At 55.5% G+C, this 5552-nt stretch carries 3 protein-coding genes and 2 pseudogenes; 2 read left to right on the forward strand and 3 right to left on the reverse strand.

What is annotated here, in order from left to right; all coding sequences use genetic code 11:
* A pseudogene (locus H7F11_RS16360) lies at positions 1 to 357 on the forward strand (IS66 family transposase); the annotation flags it as partial.
* Positions 358 to 446: 89 nt separating this feature from the next.
* On the opposite strand, the gene istB reads toward H7F11_RS16360, so the two are convergent.
* Together istB and istA are read right to left on the reverse strand one after the other, a co-directional pair.
* A complete protein-coding gene (istB, locus tag H7F11_RS16365) occupies positions 447 to 1205 on the reverse strand; it encodes an IS21-like element helper ATPase IstB (protein ID WP_193651175.1) in 759 nt (252 codons plus the stop codon).
* A gap of 17 nt (positions 1206 to 1222) precedes the next feature.
* Positions 1223 to 2743 (reverse strand): annotated as a pseudogene (gene istA, locus H7F11_RS16370) (IS21 family transposase).
* Between the two features lie 193 nt (positions 2744 to 2936).
* On the opposite strand from istA, the gene H7F11_RS16375 reads away from it, so the two are divergent.
* Positions 2937 to 4856 (forward strand): hypothetical protein, encoded by a 1920-nt coding sequence (locus tag H7F11_RS16375; RefSeq protein WP_193651174.1) that lies wholly within the window; start codon positions 2937 to 2939, stop codon positions 4854 to 4856.
* A 279-nt stretch (positions 4857 to 5135) separates the two neighbouring features.
* On the opposite strand, the gene H7F11_RS16380 is transcribed toward H7F11_RS16375, so the two are convergent.
* Positions 5136 to 5552, reverse strand: a 417-nt coding sequence (locus tag H7F11_RS16380) for an ISAzo13 family transposase (protein ID WP_193658281.1), incomplete at its 5' end; no start/stop codon positions are given.

A 5552-nucleotide genomic window follows, 5' to 3' on the forward strand; every position in this document is an offset into this window, starting at 1 on the left:
GCCCAGGTGATTGACAAGGGCTTGCCCACGGCGCGCATGGTGGCTCAGGTGATGACGGCGAAACATGTCGATCATCTGCCTTTGTACCGGCAGGAAACCCAGTACCAGCGAGCGGGCGTACCGATCTCACGCGCTACCCTCTGCAGTTGGCTGGGTCAGGGCGAGTACTGGATCAGCCTGCTCGCCGAAGCCTGCAAAATGGCCTTGCTGGAAGGAAAGATTCTGCACGCCGACGAGACGCCGCTGCCGGTCCTCAACCCCGGCAGCGGCAAGACGGACAAAGCTTATCTCTGGGTGTATCGCAGTCAGGCGGATGCCCCGCATCCCATCGTGATCTTTGATTACGCCCCGGTGCGCATTCCGGCGATCGTGGGCAGTGATTCCGCTGATCGTGGGCACCCCCGAAAAGCGTACATTCTGGTCACCGCCATTTTATCCCCAGGTGGTCACGATGCGTCAACTTTAGGGGTGTCGCGTCCATCACGGTGACGACGCAGGGAGTCCCCCTTCAGCTCCAGTCGGTGAGCACTCTGCAGCAGTCGGTCCAGTACCGCATCGGCCACGGTAGGCTCGCCCAGATATTCGTGCCAATGATTCACCGGGAGCTGGCTGGTAATCAGCGTGGCCCTTTGGTTTACCCGGTCATCAATGATTTCCAGCAGGTCCCGAACATCCTCGGCATTCATAGGAGCAAGCCCCCAATCGTCCAGTATGAGTAGATCGACCTTGGCCAACGTGGTGAGATAACGCCCGAAGCTGCCGTCACCATGACGAATTCGGAGTTCTTCAAACAGGCGGGGCAAGCGCAGATACCGCACGCTCAATCCCTGACGGCAGGCCTGATGGCCCAGGGCACAGCCCAGCCAGGTTTTGCCGGTGCCGGTGGCGCCAGTAATCAGCAGATTATGGCCTTGCCGAATCCAGGTGTTCTGGATCAGTGCCATCACCTTGGATCGGTCCAGTCCACGGGAGCCGCGATAGTCGATATCCTCCACACAGGCATTCTGCTTGAGATGGGCGAGCTTCAGCAGGCGCGTTAGACGGCGTTGATCCCGGGCACAGAGTTCTCGGTCCAGGAGCAGTCCCAAACGCTCATCGAAGGGGAGATCCTGGACCTGTGTGAGACGAGATTGTTCGTCCAGAGCCTCAGCCATGGCGTGGAGATTGAGCTGACGCAGCGCATTCAGAGTGGGTTGTTGTAACATGCGATTTTTCCTCCTATTCAATGGTAGTAGCGGGGTCCGCGGATATTGTCGTGGGCGGGTAGCGGGGCCGCCTTTTGATGGGTCTCCGTGACCTGATCCAGTCCCTGCTGCAGGATGGATTTGACGCTGTTGGTGGTTGGAGACCCCACTTTAATTGCCCGGAGGCAGGCGGCATTCAGGCGATCTTTGCCATAGCTGCGGGAGAGGCTGAGCAAGCCCAGGCAGGAGCGGTAACCTTGCTCGGGATGGGGCTTGCTCTCCAGCTGCCAGCGCACCACATCCCGGGTCGCAGGGCCGATGGAGAGCGCCCAGTTCAGTAACCGTCCAGGAGTCCATTCGCTATGCCGCTGATGGGCCTTGGGCATGTGTTCCGTGAGCGTGCTGTAGCCGCCCTGACTGTCTTCGCGCAGGTGGCTGGCCACCCGTTGCTGCTGATGGAATATTTCTACGGTTCGGGCACTGACCAGCAGATCGACCCGCTCATGGGCCAGACGGTAAGGGACCGAGTAACGATGCCGGTTATACTCCACGTGATAATCGATGCTGACCTTGGCGGTTTTCCAGACGGCAAAGACATAATCCTGCGCTGGCAGGGGTTTTAGGGCGGGTCGATCCAAAGCCTCGAAGGTGCTTTTACGGCTGCCGGGTAGCTGCTTGAAGGGGCGCTGATTCAGATCCTCCAGCAGGCGGCGGATCTCCCTGTTGAGCTCCATCAGCGAGAAGAACTGGAAGTGGCGTAGACGCGCCAGAATCCAGCGCTCCACTACTTGCACGCCGACCTCGACCTTCGCCTTGTCTTTGGGTTTATAGGGGCGTGTTGGAAGCACTACGGCCCCTTAATGGGTGGCCAGATCCTGATAGCTGCGGTTGATCTCGGGTTCGTATCGGGAGGCCTTGGTGACGGCCGCCTTGAGGTTGTCGGGGACCAGCAGGACGGGCACTCCGCCAAAGTACCGCAGGGCACGCACATGGGACCCCAGGAAGTCGCTGAGGCTCTGGCTCCAGGTGGCCTCGCAATAGGTATAGCTGGAGGCCCCTAACACGGCGACAAAGATCTGGGCCTGGCGAATCTCGCCAGTGCCGGGGTCAATGACCGGCACCGTAGGGCCAGCGTAATCAATAAAGAGTTTGTCACCGGCCAAATGTTCCTGGCGCATGCTGCGTTTGAGACGGCCTTTCCAGGCCCGATAGTGGGTGCAGAACTGGGAATACTGATAGACGCGCTGTTCGTCATGCGCTGCTACATACTCTTCCCATAAAAGTTGCAGAGTCATCCCCTTGCGCCGCATCTCCGTGTGGATGGCCGCAAAATCCGGCATCACTGGCGCCGTCACAGTGGCAGACCGATGACTGGGGAAAAGCAGTGCTTCCAGTTTTGCCAGGTCCATTTCGGGGGGCAAAGGCCAAGAGATACTGGCCTGTTCGGCCTTCTGCAAATATTTGCCAACCGCTCCCTTAGAAAGACGGCAGGCCTGCGCAATTTGCCGCTGGCTGAGGCCTGCAGCATGTAAACGGATTACTTCTTGAATTGCCTTCATGGTCATCCTCGGTGTGGGCATCCTTGATCTCCTGTAAAAAGAGCCAAGGATGCTGTTTAAGCCAATGAATGACCAGAATGTTTTCTTTTCGCCAAGGGGAAACCTGGACACCGTTCCAGTATCGTGGGCAGTGATTCCGCCATCGTGGGCACCGATTCCGGAAAATCCACAAAAGTGCCCACGATCAATCGTAATGGGTGCCCACGATGCCCCGGAATACGCACCTAAAGGCGGTAAGCTCGTTGTGGTTGAAAAGCAAGGTCTGGATGATGCCATCCAGAACGGTCAGACGGATGACCTGATTAAGCAGATTGAAACGGTCTGCGAACGGGCGACTGCAGGGGATGGCGAAGGCGGTTACATCCCCTTGGGCATGTCGAATGACGGTCTGATGGTGGCTCTCTGGTCTATTCCGCAGAACTGTCTGATTAAAACCAGTTTAGCCAGCCTCAACAATGCAGCGACACTGGCGGGTATCTGCGGCGCATCTTGGCTGGAACAGCGATTCACCAAGATGGTCGGTGAAACCATGGAAATTGATATTAAAAAAGCCTGTATGTCGGTTGCATCAGACTGTGCGAATAAGGGCGCGTTCCACGGTGGTGATCGGATTTTCGGTACAGGTGTCTGGTCGCCGGATAAACGTGAAATTGTCATCAATACGCATAACGCGGTGTATTTGCAAGACGGGTCAACCATTGACCGTATTGACGAAAACCGCAGGGAATTATATGTGAATGGCGGTGCCGCCACCCCGCCACCGCCGCCGGAACACACCGTCACGGATGATGAGTACGCCCGCGTTTGCGCCAAGATTTATCGGGATTTAGGTACGTGGTCGTTTGAAAAGCCGGTAGTCATGGACGACAGACTCAAGAATTTCCCTATGGGTCCATCCTTAGTCATGGGTTGGATGACCATGGTGGTATATCTGGGCTTGCTGGAACGTCGTCCGCACATGTGGGTCGTAGGTCCGCGAGGCAGCGGCAAATCCCGACTACTGTCGTACTTGGCACATATGCTCATCGGTTACCTGAAGCATACGGACATGGGTTCAAGTGTGACCGAAGCGGGTATGCGCCAATTTCTGCAAAATTCCTGTTTCGCATTCATCATCGACGAGCTGGAAAAAGAAAACACGGAAAACGGGCAGAAGTTTCTTTCGGCCATCGAACAGGTGCTGAAGATCATGCGTGCGGCTTATTCGGCTACCAGCACCGTTTTCAAGGGAACGGCGGACCAAAAGGGCATCGAATTTCGCATCATGACTTCAGTGATGGCTGCGAGTATCGCAGAACCTGCACTGGAACCCGCCGACCGCAGCCGAATCGTCATGGTCAAGCTGTCCCCTCGCGAGGGTGCAACCGGTCAGCCACCGGAAAACCTGACGCCAGAGGAATCCGCCATCTTTTTCTGGGGCACGATTCAGCGTTGGGGACGGTTTCAGCACATTTATGATTTGGTGTTGAAGAACTGGAACACGTATGCCGGTAATGGGGATTCTCGTGAGGCGGAAACCTTTGGTACGGTCATTGCCGCCAGCATGATTTCCAACCCGAAAATACAGACGGATGAGCATGTACTGACTTTTCTGAAAGTCATGATTATCTGTTTGCAGCCGCAACTGGATGAGATGCGCCAAGGCACGGCGGAACACGAGATCATATTGAACACTCTGCTCACCAAAAACATTCCGGTCGAATATCATGAGTGTGATGACACTGGCAGAGAACATATTAACCGTGAAACCCGTTCCATTGGTGGACTAGTAAGCAATCTGGTGAATGGCGGCACAAATAGCGATGAAATCCGCGCCTTGGGGCTGGTGGGGCTGAGGGTATGGGAAAATGATGGAAATTTATGTCTTGCCATCGCCCATAAGCACAGCGGATTGACCGACTTGCTCAAGGGGTCACGGTATAACAAAAATGGTGCGTGGGCTGGCGGTTTGAAGGACGTTCCGGGTTCCACCTGGGACAAGACCGTGCGTATCAACGGGATGTCCGCCCACTGTGTTCTGGTCCCCGCTAGGCACCTTGCCCTACAGCCTGATAACAAAGCCACGATGCCCATGCGTCCGAACAGCTTTGACACGGCACATACCATCAACTAGCTGAACGTCCTTTGGTTTATATGGCCGCCGATTGAAGAGGCGGCCTTTTTATGTCCGCATACCGTTGGGAACTGTCATGATGGCAGCAAGGCAACGCCGCTTTCTAGGACACCTCATTTATCGGGTGGCTTAGATAACCTGCGTCAGAAAATGCGCCAGAGGGCAAATATAAGGCCTTTACGGTGGGCTGGTGACATTACGCCATGTGCGGGGCTTGAACGATCCCGCAAATCGTCCTGTTACCGTAACAATATCCGGACATTAGGAATCATAAATAAACTACATGGACTTTTTGTTTGGTGAGATGACGTAATTCCATTCCCCATGGAAGTTATCGCGATCAATTTGGATGGTAGCGAATTCAGCGTCAGTGACTTTGATACCCTTGGGGTAGGGTGTAGGATCAATGGCGGCGTACACTTTCAAGCCTTTGCTGGTGGTTGTAGCCGCGATCAAATTGACAATGACTTCGTGACTCACCAAAGGTCGCCCCCGCCAATTCATGCTGATATAGGAAAACAGACGGTGCTCGATTTTGTTCCATTTGCTGGTGCCCGGAGGAAAGTGGCACACCCGAATCGGCAGATTGAGTTCATCGGCAAGCCCTTGTAATTCCAGCTTCCAGAGGCGCACCCGAGAACCATTGCTCCCGCCCCCATCGGCCGTGATCATCAACTCCTTGGCGTCGGGATAAAG

The sequence above is a fragment of the Acidithiobacillus sp. HP-2 genome (genome assembly GCF_015100155.1).
GTDB lineage: Bacteria > Pseudomonadota > Gammaproteobacteria > Acidithiobacillales > Acidithiobacillaceae > Acidithiobacillus.